Source organism: Marinomonas shanghaiensis, from assembly GCF_003259175.1.
Classification (GTDB): domain Bacteria; phylum Pseudomonadota; class Gammaproteobacteria; order Pseudomonadales; family Marinomonadaceae; genus Marinomonas; species Marinomonas shanghaiensis.
Map to the genome: position 1 here is coordinate 219,486 of NZ_QGOK01000005.1, position 19,569 is coordinate 239,054.

General features: G+C 46.6%; 21 protein-coding genes and 1 tRNA gene. 18 read left to right on the forward strand and 4 right to left on the reverse strand.

Translation table 11 applies throughout. From position 1 onward, the window contains the following. Positions 1-63: 63 nt before the first annotated feature. The 5 genes from DKT73_RS04750 (at position 64) to DKT73_RS04770 (ending at position 5,841) form a co-directional block, all read left to right on the forward strand. Complete coding sequence (locus DKT73_RS04750) at positions 64-975, forward strand: 5-dehydro-4-deoxyglucarate dehydratase (RefSeq protein WP_111637429.1); 912 nt, start codon at positions 64-66, stop codon at positions 973-975. A 67-nt stretch (positions 976-1,042) separates the two neighbouring features. Continuing rightward, entirely contained in the window at positions 1,043-2,368 is a 1,326-nt protein-coding gene (locus DKT73_RS04755; protein ID WP_111637430.1) for an enolase C-terminal domain-like protein, read from the forward strand. Positions 2,369-2,436: 68 nt separating this feature from the next. After that, positions 2,437-3,183 carry a FadR/GntR family transcriptional regulator gene (locus tag DKT73_RS04760; protein WP_232827784.1) on the forward strand — a complete coding sequence of 249 codons (747 nt, stop codon included), beginning with the start codon at positions 2,437-2,439 and terminating at the stop codon, positions 3,181-3,183. Between the two features lie 56 nt (positions 3,184-3,239). Further along, a complete protein-coding gene (locus tag DKT73_RS04765; protein WP_111637432.1) occupies positions 3,240-4,826 on the forward strand; it encodes an aldehyde dehydrogenase (NADP(+)) in 1,587 nt (528 codons plus the stop codon). Positions 4,827-4,902: 76 nt separating this feature from the next. After that, positions 4,903-5,841 carry an AEC family transporter gene (locus DKT73_RS04770; protein WP_111637433.1) on the forward strand — a complete coding sequence of 313 codons (939 nt, stop codon included), beginning with the start codon at positions 4,903-4,905 and terminating at the stop codon, positions 5,839-5,841. 103 nt (positions 5,842-5,944) lie between these two features. On the opposite strand, the gene DKT73_RS04775 is transcribed toward DKT73_RS04770, so the two are convergent. Next, complete coding sequence (locus DKT73_RS04775; protein WP_111637434.1) at positions 5,945-6,790, reverse strand: 2OG-Fe(II) oxygenase family protein; 846 nt, start codon at positions 6,788-6,790, stop codon at positions 5,945-5,947. Positions 6,791-6,903: 113 nt separating this feature from the next. Continuing rightward, positions 6,904-7,059, reverse strand: a complete 156-nt coding sequence (locus DKT73_RS20015; protein WP_157959153.1) for a hypothetical protein — start codon at positions 7,057-7,059, stop codon at positions 6,904-6,906. Positions 7,060-7,339: 280 nt separating this feature from the next. Between DKT73_RS20015 and DKT73_RS04780 the strand changes: the two genes are divergently transcribed. The 12 genes from DKT73_RS04780 (at position 7,340) to DKT73_RS04835 (ending at position 17,763) form a co-directional block, all read left to right on the forward strand. Continuing rightward, on the forward strand, positions 7,340-7,912 hold the full coding sequence (locus tag DKT73_RS04780; protein ID WP_232827785.1) for a YqgE/AlgH family protein: 573 nt from the start codon (positions 7,340-7,342) through the stop codon (positions 7,910-7,912). After that, the gene (gene ruvX, locus DKT73_RS04785; RefSeq protein ID WP_111637435.1) at positions 7,912-8,370 is read left to right on the forward strand and encodes a Holliday junction resolvase RuvX; all 459 of its coding nucleotides are present in this window, start codon (positions 7,912-7,914) and stop codon (positions 8,368-8,370) included. The genes DKT73_RS04780 and ruvX overlap by 1 nt, the downstream gene beginning before the upstream one ends. A gap of 74 nt (positions 8,371-8,444) precedes the next feature. Beyond that, complete coding sequence (gene pyrR, locus DKT73_RS04790) at positions 8,445-8,942, forward strand: bifunctional pyr operon transcriptional regulator/uracil phosphoribosyltransferase PyrR (protein ID WP_111637436.1); 498 nt, start codon at positions 8,445-8,447, stop codon at positions 8,940-8,942. A 241-nt stretch (positions 8,943-9,183) separates the two neighbouring features. After that, on the forward strand, positions 9,184-10,188 hold the full coding sequence (locus DKT73_RS04795) for an aspartate carbamoyltransferase catalytic subunit (protein ID WP_111637437.1): 1,005 nt from the start codon (positions 9,184-9,186) through the stop codon (positions 10,186-10,188). 1 nt (position 10,189) lies between these two features. Next, on the forward strand, positions 10,190-11,467 hold the full coding sequence (locus DKT73_RS04800; RefSeq protein ID WP_111637438.1) for a dihydroorotase: 1,278 nt from the start codon (positions 10,190-10,192) through the stop codon (positions 11,465-11,467). A gap of 116 nt (positions 11,468-11,583) precedes the next feature. Beyond that, on the forward strand, positions 11,584-12,690 hold the full coding sequence (locus DKT73_RS04805) for a GGDEF domain-containing protein (protein ID WP_198666542.1): 1,107 nt from the start codon (positions 11,584-11,586) through the stop codon (positions 12,688-12,690). Between the two features lie 158 nt (positions 12,691-12,848). Then, the gene (locus DKT73_RS04810) at positions 12,849-13,577 is read left to right on the forward strand and encodes a YggS family pyridoxal phosphate-dependent enzyme (protein WP_269814500.1); all 729 of its coding nucleotides are present in this window, start codon (positions 12,849-12,851) and stop codon (positions 13,575-13,577) included. Between the two features lie 69 nt (positions 13,578-13,646). Next, positions 13,647-14,477, forward strand: coding sequence for a pyrroline-5-carboxylate reductase (gene proC / locus DKT73_RS04815; protein WP_111637634.1), 831 nt, complete (start codon positions 13,647-13,649; stop codon positions 14,475-14,477). Between the two features lie 12 nt (positions 14,478-14,489). Further along, on the forward strand, positions 14,490-15,032 hold the full coding sequence (locus DKT73_RS04820) for a YggT family protein (RefSeq protein ID WP_111637439.1): 543 nt from the start codon (positions 14,490-14,492) through the stop codon (positions 15,030-15,032). A gap of 170 nt (positions 15,033-15,202) precedes the next feature. Further along, a complete protein-coding gene (gene coaD, locus DKT73_RS04825) occupies positions 15,203-15,688 on the forward strand; it encodes a pantetheine-phosphate adenylyltransferase (protein WP_111637440.1) in 486 nt (161 codons plus the stop codon). A 67-nt stretch (positions 15,689-15,755) separates the two neighbouring features. Next, positions 15,756-16,007 carry a YfhL family 4Fe-4S dicluster ferredoxin gene (locus tag DKT73_RS04830; protein ID WP_111608331.1) on the forward strand — a complete coding sequence of 84 codons (252 nt, stop codon included), beginning with the start codon at positions 15,756-15,758 and terminating at the stop codon, positions 16,005-16,007. Positions 16,008-16,026: 19 nt separating this feature from the next. After that, on the forward strand, positions 16,027-17,763 hold the full coding sequence (locus DKT73_RS04835) for a potassium/proton antiporter (protein WP_111637441.1): 1,737 nt from the start codon (positions 16,027-16,029) through the stop codon (positions 17,761-17,763). 13 nt (positions 17,764-17,776) lie between these two features. Here the strand turns inward: DKT73_RS04835 and DKT73_RS04840 are convergent, their stop codons facing one another. Together DKT73_RS04840 and trmL are read right to left on the reverse strand one after the other, a co-directional pair. Further along, positions 17,777-18,880 (reverse strand): ion channel, encoded by a 1,104-nt coding sequence (locus tag DKT73_RS04840; protein WP_111637442.1) that lies wholly within the window; start codon positions 18,878-18,880, stop codon positions 17,777-17,779. Positions 18,881-18,894: 14 nt separating this feature from the next. Further along, positions 18,895-19,368 carry a tRNA (uridine(34)/cytosine(34)/5-carboxymethylaminomethyluridine(34)-2'-O)-methyltransferase TrmL gene (gene trmL, locus DKT73_RS04845; RefSeq protein ID WP_111637443.1) on the reverse strand — a complete coding sequence of 158 codons (474 nt, stop codon included), beginning with the start codon at positions 19,366-19,368 and terminating at the stop codon, positions 18,895-18,897. A gap of 119 nt (positions 19,369-19,487) precedes the next feature. On the opposite strand from trmL, the gene DKT73_RS04850 reads away from it, so the two are divergent. Beyond that, positions 19,488-19,563, forward strand: a tRNA-Phe gene (locus DKT73_RS04850). Positions 19,564-19,569 lie beyond the last annotated feature (6 nt).

The following is a 19,569-nucleotide window of genomic DNA, read 5'->3' on the forward strand; positions in this document are numbered from 1 at the left end:
AGTTATGTCAAAAATCTTCCGAACTAAGGAAGGTGTTATTAATATAATAAAGAGGAAAAAAGCATGGCTTTTTCGGTTGAACAAATGAGATCTGCATTGAGCGACGGACTGTTGTCCTTTCCAGTAACGGATTTTGATGCGAATGGTAAATTTAACGCAGAGACATTCCGTCAACGCTTAGAGTCTTTTATCGAACATGGCGTGTCTTCTATTTTTGTGGCGGGTGGTACGGGGGAGTTCTTTTCTCTCGACGAAGACGACTACCGTCAAATTGTTGAGCTGTCTGTTGCGACCGTAAAAGGCCGTGTTCCAGTCATTGCATCGGCGGGTCGCAGCGTCTCTGATGCGAAAAAATTTGTCGCAATTGCCGATGAAGCTGGCTGTGACGGTATTTTGTTGATGCCACCTTTTCTAACAGAATGCCCTGAAGACGGTATTGTCGAGTACGCTAGCCAAATCATGGCCTCTAGCAAAACACATTTTATTTATTACAACCGTGGTAATGGCATTTTGACCGCTGAAAGCGTGAAAGCCTTGGCAGCAGCGAACCCCAATATGGTGGCGCTAAAAGATGGCGTGGGTAACATCGCGGCATTGAACGATACGATTAAAACCGTCGGTGATCGTTTAGTGTACATAGGTGGTGTACCAACGGCGGAAATTTTCGCTGAAGCCTATTTGTCGATTGGCGTGAATACATATTCTTCTGCGGTCTTTAATTTTATGCCAGAAATGGCCAACAAGTTCTACAAAGCGCTGCGCGCTGGTGATCAGGCCGTGGTGACGGCAATCATTAAAGATTTCTTTATCCCATTCTGCCGTTTGCGTGATCGCAAAAAAGGCTACGCAGTGAGCCTAATTAAAGCGGGCACCACCTTGATGGGGCACACGGCTGGTAATGTGCGTGCACCACTCACTATGCCGACAGCAGGTGAAGTGGCGGAGTTAGAAGCAATTATTAAGAAAAACTCTTGATACCTTAGAGAAGGTTAGGCCGGATAGTCTAACCTTCTCATTTTTTTACAAGGCAGAGATTCGCATTATGTTTACAACAATAAAAAAGATGCAGGTAATACCCGTTGCTGGCTACGATAGTTTTTTACTGAATCTAAGTGGCGGACATGCACCTTGGTTTATCCGTACAGTGGTGGTACTGGAAGATAACGACGGCAATATCGGCTTAGGTGAAGTGCCAGCGACGGATAAAATCATCGCCACACTTGAAGAGTGTCGTGCTTTAGTTGAAGGCAAAAGCGTTGGCAAGTGGAAAAGTATTATCAGTGATGTGCGCAGCGCGACATCCGGTAAAGCGGATGATGTTCGCGGTAATCAAACCTTCGATTTAAGAACCGCAGTGCATGTCATTACGGCGATTGAATCGGCACTACTCGATTTGGCAGGCCAGAATATGGGCTTACCTGTTGTTGATTTACTGGGTCAATATGGCAAGCAGCGTGACGAAGTCGAAGCATTAGGTTACTTGTTTTTCCTTGGCGACCGCACCAAAACAAATTTGCCTTACCCAACCTATGATAACCCAGTAGATGAGTGGGATCGGGTTCGTGGTCTAGAAGCCGTCACACCGGAATCCATTGCGACATTGGCGAAAGCCGCTTATGCGCGATACGGTTTCAAAGATTTTAAATTAAAAGGCGGCGTCTTGGACGGTCATCGAGAAGCCGAATGCATTGCGGCTTTGTACGAGGCGTTTCCAGATGCGCGTTTAACGCTGGATCCAAATGGCGCGTGGACGCTGGATCAAGCGGTTGAATACTTGACGCCAGTGAAGCACATGTTGAGTTACGCAGAAGACCCTTGTGGACAAGAAGGGGCGTGGTCTGGCCGCGAAACCATGTCGGAGTTCAAACGTAGAACAGGTCTGAAAACCGCGACAAATATGATTGCGACGGATTGGAAACAGCTAAAAAACGCGGTGCGTCTTGATTCGGTTGATATTCCACTTGCCGACTGTCATTTCTGGACCATGCAAGGTGCGGTTGCCGTGGGCGAACTCTGCAATGAGTGGGGCATGACATGGGGTTCTCACAGTAATAACCATTTTGATATTTCGCTCGCAATGATGACGCATGTTGCGGCCGCTTGCCCCGGTGAAGTGACCGCGATTGATACCCATTGGATTTGGCAAGATGGTCAACGCGTCACCAAAGCACCATTAACAATCCGTGGCGGTAAAATTACTGTGCCAACGAAACCGGGTTTAGGCATTGAACTGGATCGTGAAAAGCTGATGGAAGCCCATGCGCTGTATAAAACGCTCACCTTAGGTCAACGTGATGACAGCTTGGCGATGCAGTTCTTGATTCCTGGCTGGACGTTTAATGCCAAAAAACCAGCGCTTGTTAGATAAGTAGCACTGGGGTAATGTTCTGGGTTTTAGAATAAACGGCGCAATCAGATATGGATAGGGTGAAAACAGTGGCTAAATCACTACAAATAGAACGAGTAGGCAAAGGCGATAGCTTGGCAAGCAATGTTGCAAAACAACTTGAAAAGCAGATTTCGGCTGGGCACATTTCTGTGGGAGATAAACTGCCGACAGAAAATGCGTTATGCGATCTATTTGGTGTGAGTCGAACTGTTATTCGAGAAGCCATCACTCAGCTTAAATCGTTAGGCTTAGTGGAAACAAAACGTGGCGTGGGCACGAGTGTGATTCGTGCTCAATCAAGCGAGACTCTGTTTGCTTATCGAATCGATCCTACGGCAATTGCCGATATTCTACATATCTTAGAAATGCGCTTGAGCGTGGAAACTACGGCTTGTGAATTGGCGGCGTTGCGTCGTTCAGACGAAGACGTTGCCATCCTTGAGAAGCATTTCAATGAGTTTGACGAGGCATTAAGCCGTGGCGAATTGGCAAGAAAAGAAGATTACGCTTTTCATCTGGCGATTTGTACCGCGACTCGTAACCCTTTCCTTAAACAGTTTTATGAGCAGTTTAATAAGAACGTTATCCCCAGAGCAAAATTAATAAACACAAACTTGAAGCAGGTGGCGACAGACGAATATTTGCGCCGCATTCGATCAGAGCATCTTGAAATACTCAATTGCATCAAAAACCAAGATGCAGAAGGTGCAAAGCAGGCCATGCATAATCATTTGTATCGCGCTTACCATCTGTACGAACGCTACCAGAGCGATAACAAGTTTGATCTAGAGTAACGCATTAAAAGTGAGTTTGGCTCACTTTTATTCTTCGATAAAACTGAGGGGGAAACATGGATACGAAAGGGCTTCTTAAAGGCACTTTATTGGTAGCCGGTAACGATATTACGGGGACTCAACAAGCCATTCACGCAATCAATCCTGCTACTAACGAAACGCTAGAGCCTGCTTATCATGGCGGTACCAAAGCGGACGTTGAACAAGCGGTCAGTGCGGCATGGCTAGCATTTGATGCCTATCGATCCATCAGTACAGAAAAACGTGCGGCTTTTCTAGAATGCATCGCTGATGAAATTTTAGCGCTCGGTGATGCGCTGGTAGAGCGTGCCATGGCGGAATCGGGTTTGCCTAAAGCACGTATTGAAGGGGAGCGTGGACGCACTATGGGACAGCTACGTTTGTTCGCAGACGTGGTTCGTTTGGGCAAAGCGACCGACGCGCGTATTGATCCTGCTATGCCAGATCGCACACCATTGCCTCGCTCTGATTTGCGTTTCCAAAAAATTGCCTTAGGCCCAGTGGCGGTTTTTGGTGCAAGTAACTTCCCATTGGCTTTCTCTGTTGCTGGTGGCGATACCGCGTCGGCATTGGCGGCGGGCTGTCCGGTTGTTGTTAAGGCGCATTCTGCTCATCCTGGTACGTCTGAACTGGTGGGTCGAGCTGTTACGGCTGCGGTGAAAAAATGCGGTCTGCCTGCTGGTGTGTTTTCTCTCTTGTATGGTTCTGGTCGTGAAATCGGCAGTGCTCTAGTGGCGCACCCTTCGATTAAAGCCGTGGGTTTTACAGGATCTCGTAGTGGTGGTGTCGCACTGATGAACATCGCCGCCAATCGTCCGGAGCCCATTCCTGTTTATGCCGAAATGAGCAGTATTAACCCTGTCTTTATCATGCCTGAAAAGTTGTCCGCTGAAGCGCAAAGTGTGGCGAAAGGTTTTGTTGGTTCACTTACCATGGGGGCAGGCCAATTCTGTACAAACCCAGGTATGGTTGTGCTGCTGAAAGGCGAAGCGGCGGATAGCTTTAAAGCGACGGTTGCCAGCGAAGTGCAAGCATTGGGTACGCAAACCATGCTAACACCTGGTATTTACCAAGCGTATTGTGACGGTGTTGAGAAGCTGAACAACAATTCAGCTGCGACACTTTTGGCGAAGGGTAATGATAGTGATCAGCCAAACCAGTGTTGCCCACATGTATTCGCTACCAGTGCGAACGCTTTCTTAGCTGATGCGTCAATGGAAGATGAAGTCTTTGGCTCAACGTCTTTGATTATCGAATGCGATACCTTGGATGAATACAAGGTGGTGGCTGAGCACTTAGAAGGTCAATTGACCGCGACGGTGCAAATGTCAGATGCGGATGTTGAAGCCGTACGAGCTTTATTACCAACACTAGAGCGTAAAGTGGGTCGCATTCTATGCAATGGCTACCCAACAGGTGTGGAAGTGTGTCATTCCATGGTACATGGCGGCCCTTTCCCTGCGACATCGGATAGCCGTTCAACGTCTGTTGGTAGTGCAGCTATTGATCGCTTCCTACGACCAGTGTGTTACCAAGACTTCCCTAGCTCATTGATCCCAGACGCTATTCAAGATAAAAACCCCTTAAACATTCCTCAATTGGTGAATGGGAAATTGGTATAAATAAGTCCTTTTAATTGATAAAAAACACTCTATTGGCCACCCTAGCCTGTAGAGTGTTTGTTTTAGGGAGTTCAACTTGTTAGAAACGCAAAGCGTGATTTTGGATGTGGCCGCGCCAGTTTTATTAATGATTGCGATGGGCGCTTTGCTGCGACGAATTCAGCTGATCAATGATGGCTTTATTTTGGTGAGTTCGCGATTCGTTTTTCAAGTCTCGATGCCCGCTTTGTTCTTCTTCGGCATGATGAGCAACAATTTAAATGGCTTGATAAGTCTTAATTTGGCGGCCTATTTTTTGGCGGCGATAGGGCTTACTTTTTTACTGTCCTGGTGGTTAGCGGTCAAGCTTAATGTGCCAGAGCGGCAGCGTGGCGTGTTTGTTCAGATCGCTTTTCGAGGCAATTGTGGGATTTTCAGTGTTGCACTGGTCGTGAATATGTTTGGTCAAGAAGGTGTGGCGCTGGGTGGCGTGATGTCTGGCTTGAGTGTTTTGCTGTTTAATATTTTAGCCGAAGTGATATTAACACGTTATAGCCACGGTCAATTGCGTTTGGTTCCGGTACTGAAAAGCCTTCTTAAAAACCCGCTTATTGTCAGCATCGTGCTTGGCGTAGGGGCCAATATGATAGGACTGACATTGCCGGCTTTTGTGATGAAAACCGGCTCGTTAATTGGTGGTTTGTCTTTGCCCTTGGCATTGGTTTGTATTGGGGGATCATTAGCGACCAGTGGATTTATCTTGCCGAAACACTTTTCCATGGCGATGTTATGTAAAGTCCTGTTGAGCCCTATTTTATTCACTGCAATTGGGTATGGATTGGGCTTTAGTCAAAAAGAATTGCTGTTTTTGTTCATCTTTTTAGCCGCACCCACGGCGGCTTCTGCCTATGTAACGGCGGTGGCAAAAGGCGACGATGGTAAGTCGACGGCAAACGCGATAGCCAGCACGACGCTGGTATCCTCGGTCGTGATTGTGGTGGGGATTCCGTTGATTATTTGGGTAACGGGCAGCTAATAAATGTAGATAATAAAAAAACCGCGTTTCGTATGGAGACGGTGAAGCGCGGTGGTTATGTATGAGATTTCTTTAGGCACGGTTTTGACCGTGCCTTTTGCCATTAGGCTGGCAACACGCCTAATTCTACAAGACGTTCATGCAAATAACTTTTTGCCGTGTGACGCTCCGACAACACAACCTCTGGTTTTGGATGCAGGAACAAGGGCAGGGAAATGCGCGATTTGGTTTTATCGGCACCTTCTGGGTTAATCACGCGGTGAGAAGTGGAGGGAAAGTAACCGCCGGATGCTTCTTGTAGCATGTCGCCAATATTGATAATAAGCGTGCCGAAATCACAGGGTACGTCCATCCAAGTACCGTCTTTGGCTTTAACCTGCAAACCGGGCTCATTGGCGGAAGGCAATATGGTCAGCAAATTGATGTCTTCGTGGGCGCCTGCGCGGATCGCGCCTAATTCTTCATCGCCTTTCAATGGTGGGTAGTGTAATACGCGCAGCAAGGTTTGCTGGCTGTCTTCTACCATACTGGAAAGTGATTGTGAGTAATGTTTAGCGACATCGGCAGGGGAGTGTTTCTCAACCCAAGCGAGCAGTTCTTTTGCCAAGGCAGAAGCTTCGCCATAGTATTGCGCTAAAAGCGGTTTTTGCTTTTCAGGGCATTGTCCCCAAGGGTAGTAGTGAAAATACTCTTTGATGTCACGTTTGGTATGGCCCTTAGCGGTTTCCGCTACTTTGGGCGAAAAATAACCATCTTGTGGACCGACGTTATAGCGGTAGTCGTATTTACTGTCATCGGCAAAAAAGTCCTGCCAATCTTGATAGATTGCACTCACTAGTTCTTTTTTGATGGGGTGGTTTTTAAGCACACCAAATCCTGTTTCGCGTAAGGATTTAACGAAGTCTTCTTGAGCGGTAGGGCTGTTGTAGTCAATGGCTTGTAGTTGCATCTTATTTTCCTGCTTGCTGATAATCGGCGTTCTGTCGAAATGACACGGCAAAGAAGCGTTTAATGCTAGGTAATTAAATCGCTTCTTCATTTTTTAGGACAAAGGCCGAAAAGCTAAGAGGACCAACCACTGTGGAAAAAATAGCGTAGATCGATGGTTTCCGCTTGATAGTGTTGTACCCATTGCGCCAACGTCATCACATACACAAGGCTGAGTATCTCGGCCTGTGCCAATCGCTTAGTGGCGTTGTAGGATGAATTGCTGGGCATTATTGGTCTCTCAAATGTGAAAACATTGTTAGTTTACTGCGTGAAATGTGTGTTTTGAAGGGATTTAGTAATAATTTGTGTATTAGGGGTGGGTTAATTTTCATCTTCCTCTATACTGCATAGGTCGGTTGTGTACATTTACCGTCTTCAATTGCTCTTCTCTACATTGTTCTACTGTCTGTTTCGCCTTATTTGGCAAGTTGTTTTTTTAGATCCAAGTACTTCTTAAGTGTAAATAATCAACGCGCTTCTTGCGTTGTCATCAATTTAAAGAGGGCTCATGACTATGAATGCATATTTCGATTCTTTTAAAAATCACTTTCTGATTTCTATGCCACATCTAGACGACCCCCACTTTGAACACACGGTTATTTATCTCTGCGAACACACGAAAGCGGGTGCGATGGGGATTGTTATCAATCGTCCATCCAATGTTGACTTTAGCGAGTTAGCCGACCATCTTGGCATTCACATTATCAGCCCGCATTTGGGCGCTGACCCCATTTATAATGGTGGGCCTGTGGAAGCTGAACGCGGTTTTATCTTGCATACCACCGATAAATCTTGGGAACGAACCCTACAAGTAACTGACGATGTGTCTTTATCTGCCTCCTTAGAAGCGATTGAGGACATTGCCCAAGGTAACGGTCCTGAGGCATTCCGAATTACGCTGGGATGCGCTGGTTGGGATGCAGGACAGCTCGAAAACGAAATAGCCAATAATGATTGGCTGGTATGTGAAGCGGATTTAGACGTATTATTTCATACTCCAAGTGATATGCAGTTTACCGCCGCGACTCGTGTGCTGGGAATTGATATGACAAGACTTTCACCGGATATAGGACATGGTTAATGACGGTAACATCGTCTTTGAATGCTAGCCAGAAGCCCAATACTGCACGCGCAGTATTGGGCTTTGACTTTGGTACGACACGGATTGGCGTGGCGGTTGGCCAGAGTATTACGGGAACCGCACAGCCGCTTGACCCTCTTAAGGCAAAAGAAGGCATTCCCAATTGGGATGAGATCACGCGTATTGTTGAAGAATGGAAGCCAGATGCATTTGTTGTTGGTCTGCCGCTTGATATGGATGGTTCAGAAAATGAGATGTGTCAACGAGCACGTAAATTTGCCAAACGACTGCATGGACGTTTCAACCTTCCTTACCATATGATGGACGAACGATTGTCTTCTTATGAAGCAAAAGGACAGGTGATTGCCCGCGGAGGCAATCGTAACTTTAAAGAGAATTCTGTGGATGGTTTGGCGGCTCAAATGATACTGGAAACCTGGTTTGCAGAGTCTTTGTAAGCGCTTCTCCATTGAGAAAGACAGGGCGTTCATCCTGTTTTATGATGAATTTAACAATAAGGTATGAGGAAAGAATGAAGTTAGATTTAGAGCGCTCGCTGGCGGCAATGAGGGAACAATTAGCGTCTTACTGCGAAAAGAAAAAGATTGAAGACGCCATTGTCGTCGGTATTCATACTGGTGGAGTTTGGGTGGCTGAACATTTGATGTCAGCGGTGCCAACCACCGAACCACTCGCCACTTTAGACATTACATTTTACCGAGATGATTTTACCAAAGCGGGATTAAATCCTAAAGTAAACCAAACTCTGTTACCCGCGATTGAAGACAGGCACGTTATTTTAGTCGATGACGTATTGATGTCTGGCCGGACGATTCGAGCCGCCATGAATGAAATATTTGACTTCGGTCGACCTGCAAGCATTACCTTGGCCATTCTTTATGATCTTGGGCAGCATGAGTTGCCGATTGCGGCCGATATTGTTGGCGAGCAATTGACGCTTAATCCTGACCAAAGAGTTAAGCTAACAGGGCCACAACCGCTTGGTTTTTCAGTGATTAATACCGATTAATTATGCACAACAACGCTTTATTTTTTCGCGCACACATACGACAATTAACGCATGGATAAAATTGACGCTACAGTGGTTATAAAAACGATATCTTACCGTGAGAATAAGGTGAGACAGCTGTTTACTGTCATGAATGCCCGGTTGCAGTATGCCTGCACCGGGCATTTTCCTATCTAGACGTTCTATTTTTTAAGCAAAAGAGAAAGACGATACCGTCTTTGCAGTTTGAGGAAAGCAAACCATGATGCGATCCGAACCTCGGGCATTACAGTTAAACGAACACGGGCAGCTTAAACACTTTCTAACGTTAGATGGCTTGGATAAAACCATTTTGACCGAGATCCTTGATCGGGCAGAATCCTTTCTTTCGATGGGAGAGCAATCGGTTAAAAAAGTCCCTTTGCTACGCGGCAAAACCGTGGTGAATTTATTTTTTGAAAATTCCACTCGAACTCGCACTACTTTTGAGTTGGCGGCGAAGCGCTTATCGGCTGACGTCATCAATCTCAATATCGAAACATCCGCCACCTCGAAAGGCGAATCCTTACTGGATACCTTAAAAAATCTAGAAGCCATGCAAAGTGATATGTTTATTGTGCGCCATTCAGACAGCGGTGCTGCACATTTTATTGCGGAACATTGCACGCCTAATGTGGCTATCATCAATGCTGGAGACGGGCGTCACGCTCATCCAACACAAGCCATGTTAGATATGTTGACCATTCGTCGTCATAAGGGTGGCTTCGAAGGGTTAAAAATCGCCATTGTAGGCGATATTCTGCATTCGCGTGTGGCGCGCTCTCAATTGCAGGCGCTGACGACACTGGGTGTCAGTGATGTGCGTTTGGTCGGTCCTAAAACGCTTGTGCCCAGTTTCTTTGCGGAAATGGGCGCCACGATTTGCCATGATTTAGAAGCGGGCTTAAAAGACGTGGATGTGGTGGTGATGTTACGCCTACAAAAAGAACGCATGAAGGGCGGACTCTTGCCCAGTGAGAGTGAGTTTTATCGTTTATACGGCTTAACGGAAGAAACGCTCGCTTGGGCCAAGCCGGATGCCATTGTAATGCACCCAGGCCCAATCAATCGGGGAGTGGAAATTTCCTCGGAAGTCGCTGATGGTAAACATTCGGTTATCTTGAACCAAGTAACTAACGGTATTGCGGTGCGTATGGCGGTGATGTCTATGGCGATGAGTGGGCAGTTGCAAAGCGCCGAATCGTCAGTAGCGGGGGATGATAAATAGCATGAAATTACGTATTCAAAATGGTCGTTTGATCGATCCGAGTCAAGGTATCGACGCTGTCACAGAACTGTTTGTTGATAACCAAAAAATCGTCGCGATTGGCGATGCACCAGAAGGCTTTGATGACGCTGAAGTGGTGGATGCATCGGGTCAGTGGGTATTGCCTGGGTTGGTGGATTTGGCGGTGTCTTTGCGTGAGCCTGGATTGACACAAAAGGGAAATATCGCAACGGAAGGCCGCGCGGCGGTTGCTGGTGGTGTGACCACCTTGGTCTGCGCGCCAGATACTCGTCCTATCGTAGATACACCCGCGGTTGCTGCTTTGATTCAAGATAAGGCGGACGACGCTGGCATGGCGAACGTATTCCCTCTTGGGGCGTTAACACAGGGCCTAGAAGGCGCTCAGCTTAGCAACATGGTGGCGTTGACTGATGCGGGTTGCGTGGCGTTATCGAACCATCGTCACCCTATGGCGAGTACTAAGGTGTTGGTACGTGCGCTTGAATATGCGGCAACCCATGATTTGTTGGTGGTATTTCATCCTGATGAGACAAGCCTGTCTGAAGGGGGATGCGCTCATGAAGGTTTGGTGTCAACCATGCATGGCTTGCCAGGTATTCCTGAAGAAGCAGAGACGATTGCGCTGATGCGTGATTTGCTGCTGGTGCAAAAAACCGGTGTGCGTGCGCACTTTGCTCGTTTATCTTGCGCGAAATCGGTCGAGATGATCGCCGATGCCAAAGCGTCAGGTCTTGATGTGACCGCAGACGTCGCCGTGCATAATCTGTTGCTTAATGATCAGGTGTTGAATCGTTTTGATGGCCATTATCATGTTTTGCCGCCATTACGTAGCGATGAAGATCGCTTGACACTGATTGAAGGTATCAAAGCGGGTGTTATTACTGCGATATGTTCTGATCACCAGCCACATGAAAAAATGGCTAAGATCGCACCATTTGCTGCGACAGAGCCTGGTATGGCGAATATTGAAATATTACTGCCATTGGCTATGCAATTGACGGATGAAGGCGACTTAGATTTTCTTACCCTATTAACTTGCCTCACTTCCGGTCCTGCGGCTTGTTTTGGTTTGGAAGCGGGTTCTCTCTCTGTGGGCAGTTTTGCAGACTTTATTTTGTTTGATAGTACGGCACGTTGGACATGGTCTTCTGAGAACCGCAAGACAAAAGGCCACAATTCTCCTTACCTCGGTGAAGAGTTTGTCGGTCGCGTTATGGCGACTTACATCTCGGGCCAACGGGTTTATCAGGTAGTTTGAGTCAATAAGTAAGGCTAAGTAGGGTTTTTCGCTTACTTGGTCTTACTATTCCTTTACTTTTAATATTAGGCCGTTAATCTAGTTTGAATCACGGATTATTTTGGCTTTAGTATTTTATGTCTATCGATTCTTCAAACTCATTGTTCAAGGAACAGCAGACATTACAGTCGCGTGTGGCCTTTCTTGAAAAAGAGCGAGATTTTGTAAAAAAATTATACAGTGACATGCCACAAATGCTGCAGCTACTTGCAAAAGGGGCGCTGTTAAATTCTTTATTGAATTGTTTTAAGCATAAACTGCAATCTCAGTTGCCTAATGCGTATTGTCTTTTTATGGTTTGCGACAAGGACTGTTTACAGTGGCGTTTACAATACAGCGATTCGATCAGTGAGCGTTTGCTGAATTTGAACGGTCAACTGATGAGTATTCCTCAAGCCTTAATTACTTTTGCCGCTAGCCCTTCTTGTCCTAAACGTCATGATGTTGATATTCAAACCGTGTCTGGTTGGAAGCATTGGCAGTCTTTTTTGCATGAGCATGGCTTTACTGATGTGTCTATGGTGAGCGTATCGGACGAACAAGGTTCTATTTATCTCATGTTGGCGTTTCAGCGAGAGAAAAATCGTTTGGAACATGAGCTAATGGTACTGGCGCTAGACGCTTATGAAGCTTGGTTAAGTGCCGTGTTCGAACGAGAAAAAGCCGATCATCTGTTACTGGAGGACAGCCATCAAGATCCCTCTACCGGATTGTTGCGTCGTTATAGTTTCGAAAACAGCTTTGGTATTGTGCTTAAAGACTCTCGTCGCCATTTTCAGCGTGCGGCTTTGTTGTCTATTCTATTGCGCCCTTGCTCTAACGTGAATGAAGCTGAATTAAAAGTCTTAGCGGATGTGATGCGTGATACTGTGCGTGACAATGACCTTATTGCTCACTACGATGAGCATGAACTGGTGATGGGGATCCGTATTCAGCACCTAGAAGACGCAGAAGTGGTGGCGACGAAACTGTTAAAATCGTTAAGTGCTCCTGCTTTTTCAAAAAATCGCCTGATTCGGGGTGGCTTGTCTATTGGTATTGCTTTTTACCCTGAGCATTCGTCATTGGAGTCGCTCTATCAGGCGGCTTCGTTTGCCGCGCATTCATTGAAAAATGTCACCGGATATCGACTCGAGTTCCACGGAGAATGCTATGAGTCCAGCGCAGGTTTTTATACCTTGTAAGACTCAATGACGTCGTCATGTCACTTTTATCTGTCTCTTAAAATAATGATATCATGCTTTCTCTAAGAAGATTTTGACGGTTGTTCAGTGTATTTGGGCTGATGAGTGCAGACAAAAACTGAGCCTATTAAAGGTGAGAGTAAGGAGCATAATCCGATATGTCGATGAAAGTCGAAAGCCCTGAAGTGGCAGACATCAAAGCAAATTTAGCGCAAGTGACAGAGCAAATTGATCAGCTCGTCCAGCAGTCCCGTAGGCCGCAAGGCAGCGTACGCTTATTGGCCGTCAGTAAGACGAAGCCTCTGTCTGCCTTATCGGCGGCTTATGAAGCAGGACAAAGAGCATTTGGTGAAAACTATGTGCAGGAAGCCGTGGAGAAATACCATGCTTTATCGCATTTAACGGATATAGAATGGCACTTTATTGGTCCGATTCAGTCCAATAAATCACGTCTTATTGCTGAAACCATGCATTGGGTGCATTCCATTGACCGTGAGAAAATTGCTCGCCGTTTGAGTGAACAACGCATTGAAGGGTTACCGCCCTTGAATGTGTGTATTCAGGTCAATATTAGTGGCGAAGAAAGCAAAGCTGGCATCGCGTTGTCAGACGTAGATGGTATGGTTGCTTTGATAAAGACTTTGCCAAATTTACGCCTTCGAGGTCTGATGGCCATTCCAGCACCGCAAGAAAGCCATGCGGCGCAATGTGCCGTATACGCGCCATTGGTCGAGGCTTTTGTTGATTTATCAAAATCCGATAGCATGATAGACACCTTGTCGATTGGCATGTCAGGCGACTTAGCCGCAGCGATTGAATCGGGTAGTACCATGGTGCGTGTAGGAACCGCTATTTTTGGTGAGCGCGATTATTCCGCGAAAGCGTAAATGGCACCCGTGTGTATTTTAAATAAACAGGCGATGGTCTGCTTAAATGATGAACAGAGTAGGTATAAAATGACACCAAATATCGCCTTTATCGGCGTGGGAAACATGGCAAGATCGATTTTTAGTGGCATGTTAGCAAGTGGCTATCCTGCCGAAAAAATTATCGGCACTTCTCGAACCGCAGAAAAACGTGATTACTATCACCAGCAGTATGGTATTGCCATGTTGGAAGATAATGATGCGGCTGTGAGTCAAGCGGATGTTGTTGTGTTGTGTGTGAAGCCTGCGCAAATGCAAGATGTGATTGAAGCCTTTTCCGCCTCTGTGCGTGATGATCAATTGTTTGTCTCTGTGGCTGCGGGCATTGAACTCGCGTCATTGGGGCATTGGCTAGGTAAGCCAGTTGCGGTTGTGCGCAGTATGCCAAACACACCGTCACAAATTGGTGCTGGTATGACCGGATTGATTGCGAATGCTCATACAAACGCTGACCAAAAAAATTGGGTGAGTGAGTTGTTTTCCAGCATTGGTCACTCAGTTTGGGTCGAAAACGAAGCGCACATGCACACGGTGACCAGTTTATCGGGCAGTGCTCCAGCGTATTTTTTCCGCTTTATTGAAGCCATGATCAAAAATGCGCAGCAGCAAGGCATGGATGAAAAAACCAGCCGTGAGTTGGCCAGTCGAACCATGTTAGGTGCCGCGCGCATGGTGATAGAACTGGACGAGCCTATTGCTCAGTTACGTCAGAACATCACCTCGCCAAAAGGCACGACAGAGCAGGCCTTGTTATCTTTTGAGGCATCTGATATCGATAAAATTGTGGCCGATGCGATGACAGCTTGCGTTAACCGGTCTAAAGAAATGGCACAAAACTTTTCTGTGAAGAAACCCAATTAAGGACTATAGAAGATGTACTCGGATCCATTTGTTATGCTCGTGAAGGTTATCTGTAACCTTTACTTATTTATTGTATTGTTGCGTTTGGTACTTCAGTTGACCCGTGCGGATTTTTACAATCCGATTAGCCAAGGCATTGTAAAAGCGACGAGCCCAATTGTCCTGCCTTTACGTAAGGTGGTTCCGGCTATTGGGCGTTTGGATACGGCCTCTTTGGTGTTGGCATTAGGCGTGCAGTTGCTGACGGTCTTCTTGGTGGTACTGATTAATGGTGTGGCGATTTCACCAGTCAGTTATGCTATTTTTACCTTAGCGGGCACGTTATACCATTTGTTGGATTTGTATTTTTGGGCCATGCTTATTTCGGTAATTCTCAGTTGGGTAGCACCGACAGCGAATCACCCAGGTGCGTTGCTTGTTGGGCAAATTACGGCGCCTTTATACCGTGCTTGTCAGCGCGTGATTCCGACCTTGGGTGGGTTAGATTTGTCGCCTATTTTTATCTTTTTGGCGATCTCGTTTTTGAAGCAAGTGCTAGCGCCATATAGTATTTAATTTGGTTGGTAGTATTGAGTTTGAGACAATAAAAATACTGGATATTATTCGGTGAATTGAGAACAGGGGCGTATTCCTATATGATGCGACCCCTAAACGGGAATTTGAGCGGACAAAAAAACGTCAGCTGCCCGCTTTCTTCTCCCTTATTAATTTTTTGGATGAAAGCTATGAGTACGATTGCGGTTTATCCGGGGACATTTGACCCTATTACAAACGGCCATACGGATTTGGTTGAACGCGCATCAAAGCTATTTAACAAGGTTATCGTAGCGGTTGCTGCGAGCCCCAAAAAGCGCCCAGCACTGTCCCATGAATTGCGTATTTCATTGGCGAAAAAAGTATTGGGGCATTTGCCTAATGTGGAAGTGGTCGGGTTTGATAACCTACTGACCGAGTTTACGCGTTCCGTAAATGGCAAAGTGGTGATTCGTGGCCTACGTGCTGTGTCAGATTTTGAATATGAATTTCAATTAGCCAATATGAACCGTGCGATTGCCCCGGATGTGGAAAGTATCTTTTTGACACCTTCCGAAAAGCATTCTTATATTTCTTCGACCTTGGTTCGAGAAATTGCGTCTTTAAATGGCGATTTTGGTCAGTTTGTAAATCCAGAAGTAAAACGTGTTCTGCAAGAACACTACCAAACGATTTAACGTCTGTTTTATTTAGTTCTGCTGCTTAGCGCCTGTGCCATTATCGCAGCGGTTTTAGGAGAGAAGAATGTCTCTTATCATTACCGATGAATGCATCAACTGTGATGTGTGTGAACCTGAGTGCCCGAACGAAGCGATTTCTCAGGGAGATGAGATCTATGTGATTGACCCATCCAAATGCACAGAGTGCGTAGGCCATTTTGATGAGCCTCAATGTCAGCAAGTGTGTCCTGTTGACTGTATTCCTTTGGACCCTAATCACAAAGAAACGGAAGAGCAGCTAATGGAGAAATACCTAGTGCTCACAGGTCAGCTATAACCAATAGGGTGTTGCCGCTATCGACACAAATAGTTTTATATTTTTAGCCGGAATATTGTTGCTAGTCAGTATTCTGGCCAGCTCTTTTACGGTACGCGTTGGCTTACCTTTGTTGCTTGTTTTTCTCGGAATGGGGATGTTGGCAGGTGAAGAGGGAATTGGCCAACTGGACTTTGACAACCCAAGCCTCGCCTTTTTTGTGGGCAACCTTGCCCTCGCTGTCATTCTTCTGGATGGCGGTATGCAAACCAAGACCAGCACCTTTCGTGTGGCCCTATGGCCATCCTTATCCCTTGCCACATTAGGCGTGGTTTTTACTACCGCCACGGTAGGCGTCTTTGCGGCGTGGCTGCTGGATGTAAAACTGATTTACGGTTTATTGCTTGGGGCAACGGTCGGCTCGACCGATGCCGCCGCAGTGTTTAGCTTATTGCGCAACAGCGGTGTAAAGCTAAATGAGCGTGTGGGTGGCACATTGGAAATAGAATCCGGTGCCAACGATCCGATGGCGATTCTGCTGGTGGTGATGCTCACGGGGTTGCTGCAAAGTTCTGACCAATTAAGTGTGCTCTCTTTTCTGGGTCAAATGATCCAACAATTTGCCATTGGTGGCGTGTTAGGTCTACTGGGTGGCAAGCTGCTTTTAATGATATTACGCCGTGTGCCCTTAATAGAAGGTTTGTACGCGCTGTTGATTATATCCTTTGGTTTGGCAATTTTTTCCGGTGCAAACATGATCGGCGGCAGTGGTTTTCTTGCCGTTTATTTGGTGGGCTTAACGGTCGGTAACGGTCGCATTAAACAGCTAGATTCTATTTCTCAGGTCATGGATGGTTTGGCGTGGTTGGCACAAGCGGGCATGTTCTTATTGCTTGGTTTGTTGGTTACGCCGTCTAGTTTATTGAGCCATGGGTGGCAGGCGATCACCATTGCGGCATTTTTGATTTTTGTGGCACGTCCTTTGGCGGTGATGACGTGTTTATTGCCGTTTGATTTCCGTTGGTCAGAACGCTTCTATATCAGCTGGGTCGGATTGCGTGGTGCGGTGCCTATTGTATTGGCGCTTTATCCGATTATTGCTGGGCTGTCTAACTCAGAATTACTGTTTGAAATCACCTTCACTGTGGTGCTGATCTCCTTGTTGCTGCAGGGATCGACTGTGCCATTGGTTGCTCGTTGGTTAAAAGTGGTGGTGCCGCCTGCGCCTGCGCCAACGACGCGCTTCTCCTTGATCAATGATGCCGATTCGCACCACTCATTAGAATTGTACGAGTTTTTAGTGCAGACGGAAAAAGTGCGTATTCCGGCTTCGATTGTGCAAAACGTACCCAGTGCAACCGTGTCTACACCGCAGTTGGTATCGCTTGTTCGTGATCAAAAACCCATCGTGGTGAACGCGGATACCGTCTTGCAGCTAGGTGATAGAATTTGGATGCTGTTGCATCCAGAAGATGTGAACGATGTCGCGCAGATTTTTTCTCAGCAAGCGTCTGGCTCTTTCTTACTGCAGAACTTCTTCGGTGAGTTTGCCATTCGTGGGGATGCGCCTCTGATCGACCTCGCAAAAGTCTACGGTGTGCCGCTAGAGGGCATTGCTCCAGAAGACACCGCGGCGGAACTGCTACAGCGTCAATTAGGTAAACATCTGGTGGTGGGGGATAGGGTGCGCTTTGGTAATATTCGCCTAACCATTCGCCAAATGGATGGCAACCAAATTGAGATCATTGGGCTTAAACTGCAAGATAAATCAGCCTAAGCCCAACCTTGATTTACGCCTTAAAGTACTGGCCGATCTCTTCTAGCGAAGGGATCACCTGATCGTCATTGATCAGAATAATCAAGCCTTCGGCTTCTATCGTAGCGAAGGTTTGTGGGTGCGTAACAATATCACCGTTTTTACGCACATAGCCCAATGCTGTACCAATGTCTTTTTGGATGAGCGTGGTGACCACCTCAGCCCAAGTGACACCGCTCAAATGCACATTAAGGCGAATTGTATGATCCCCTTGGTGTCGGAACAAATCTTCCAATACTTGCTCTGTACCAGGCGCAATCAATGAACGTACCAACATTTCAGGGTAAGCGCGAACGGGGCGAATTACGGCTTTTGCGCCTGCTGCTTTGAAGCGAGGACGATTCGAGTCATTAATCGCTTCGGTCATGATAAAAGCTGGTGACTGCAACGCCTTAATACGATGCAGCGCATCAAAGGTAAGACTGTCTGAATCGCTGTCTTGCGTATCTTTGCAAAGTACTATGATGTATTTCGCCTTGTGAGCGCCTGCGGACTCCAGCATGCCATCTTCCAGCGCATCGCCTGTATGGTGAACCACGCCGTGAGACCTAAGCTCGATTGGCAAGCCCTCTGGAAAGGCCGTAGTCAATATTTGTATTGGAATATCTTCAAGTTCTGGGGTGAGGCTTATTTGATTGATCAGAAGCCCCAGATAGCGTTCTGCATCGTATTTAGGGGTATTGATGATAAGTATATGGTTTTGCATGTCATCCCACTTTACACGGCCTTTAATACGCATCTCTTTGCGCATTAGCCGGATTTCAACATAGTCACTGGCGATTTGGGCGAGTAGGGTAATGCCCATCCCGTAAATAAGCACAATGGTAGAGAACTGGCCCCAAAAGGTCACGGCCGAGATATCACCGTAACCCGTTGTGCTGGCAGACGTCATGGTCAGCCAGAAAGCTTGCCACCAATCCAAATCTTCAAAAAAAATCATCGCGATACTGTGTAACGCAATGACCCCCGCCAAAAACAAAAAACGCTTTTTTAAATCGCCCGCTTCGTGCAAATGCACTTTTTTACGAAATTGGCGACGACTGTTCTTTTTCTTTAAAAGCAGCGCAAGAGAATTCATTGTGCCTCTTTGGGTTATTCGCTGGCGGCTGGCATTGCATAACCCAGCTGACGCCAAGATTCATACACCATCACCGCGACAGTATTAGAAAGGTTCAAACTGCGAGAGTTCGCTTGCATCGGCAAACGCAAACGTTGGGCAGGCGGTAACGCTTCAATAAACTCGGCTGGCAAACCGCGTGTTTCAGGGCCAAAGACCAAAACATCGTTTTCAGCAAAGCAAGCTTCACTGTGCGTACGGCTGCCCTTCGTTGTTAACGCGTAGACAGTGCCTATCTCGTTTTGATCAACAAACGCCTGAAAGTCTGGGTAGCGTTTTAGGCGCGTGAACTCATGATAGTCTAAACCTGCTCGGCGTAGCTTCTTGTCGTCTAGGTCAAAGCCAAGAGGTTCGATCAGATGCAAATGAAAGCCGGTGTTGGCACACAATCGAATCACATTGCCCGTATTGGGTGGAATTTCAGGTTGGTAAAGTACAATATGCAGCATAGGTTTATCTCCTTGATATAGGAAGATAATACCAGACCAACGCAAGAAACTAAGTTTTTAATTTTTTTTCAAAAAAACTATTGACCCGTAAAAAGGTTTCTCTATAATACGCCCCACTTGCCCAGATAGCTCAGTCGGTAGAGCAGAGGATTGAAAATCCTCGTGTCGGCGGTTCGATTCCGTCTCTGGGCACCATGATTA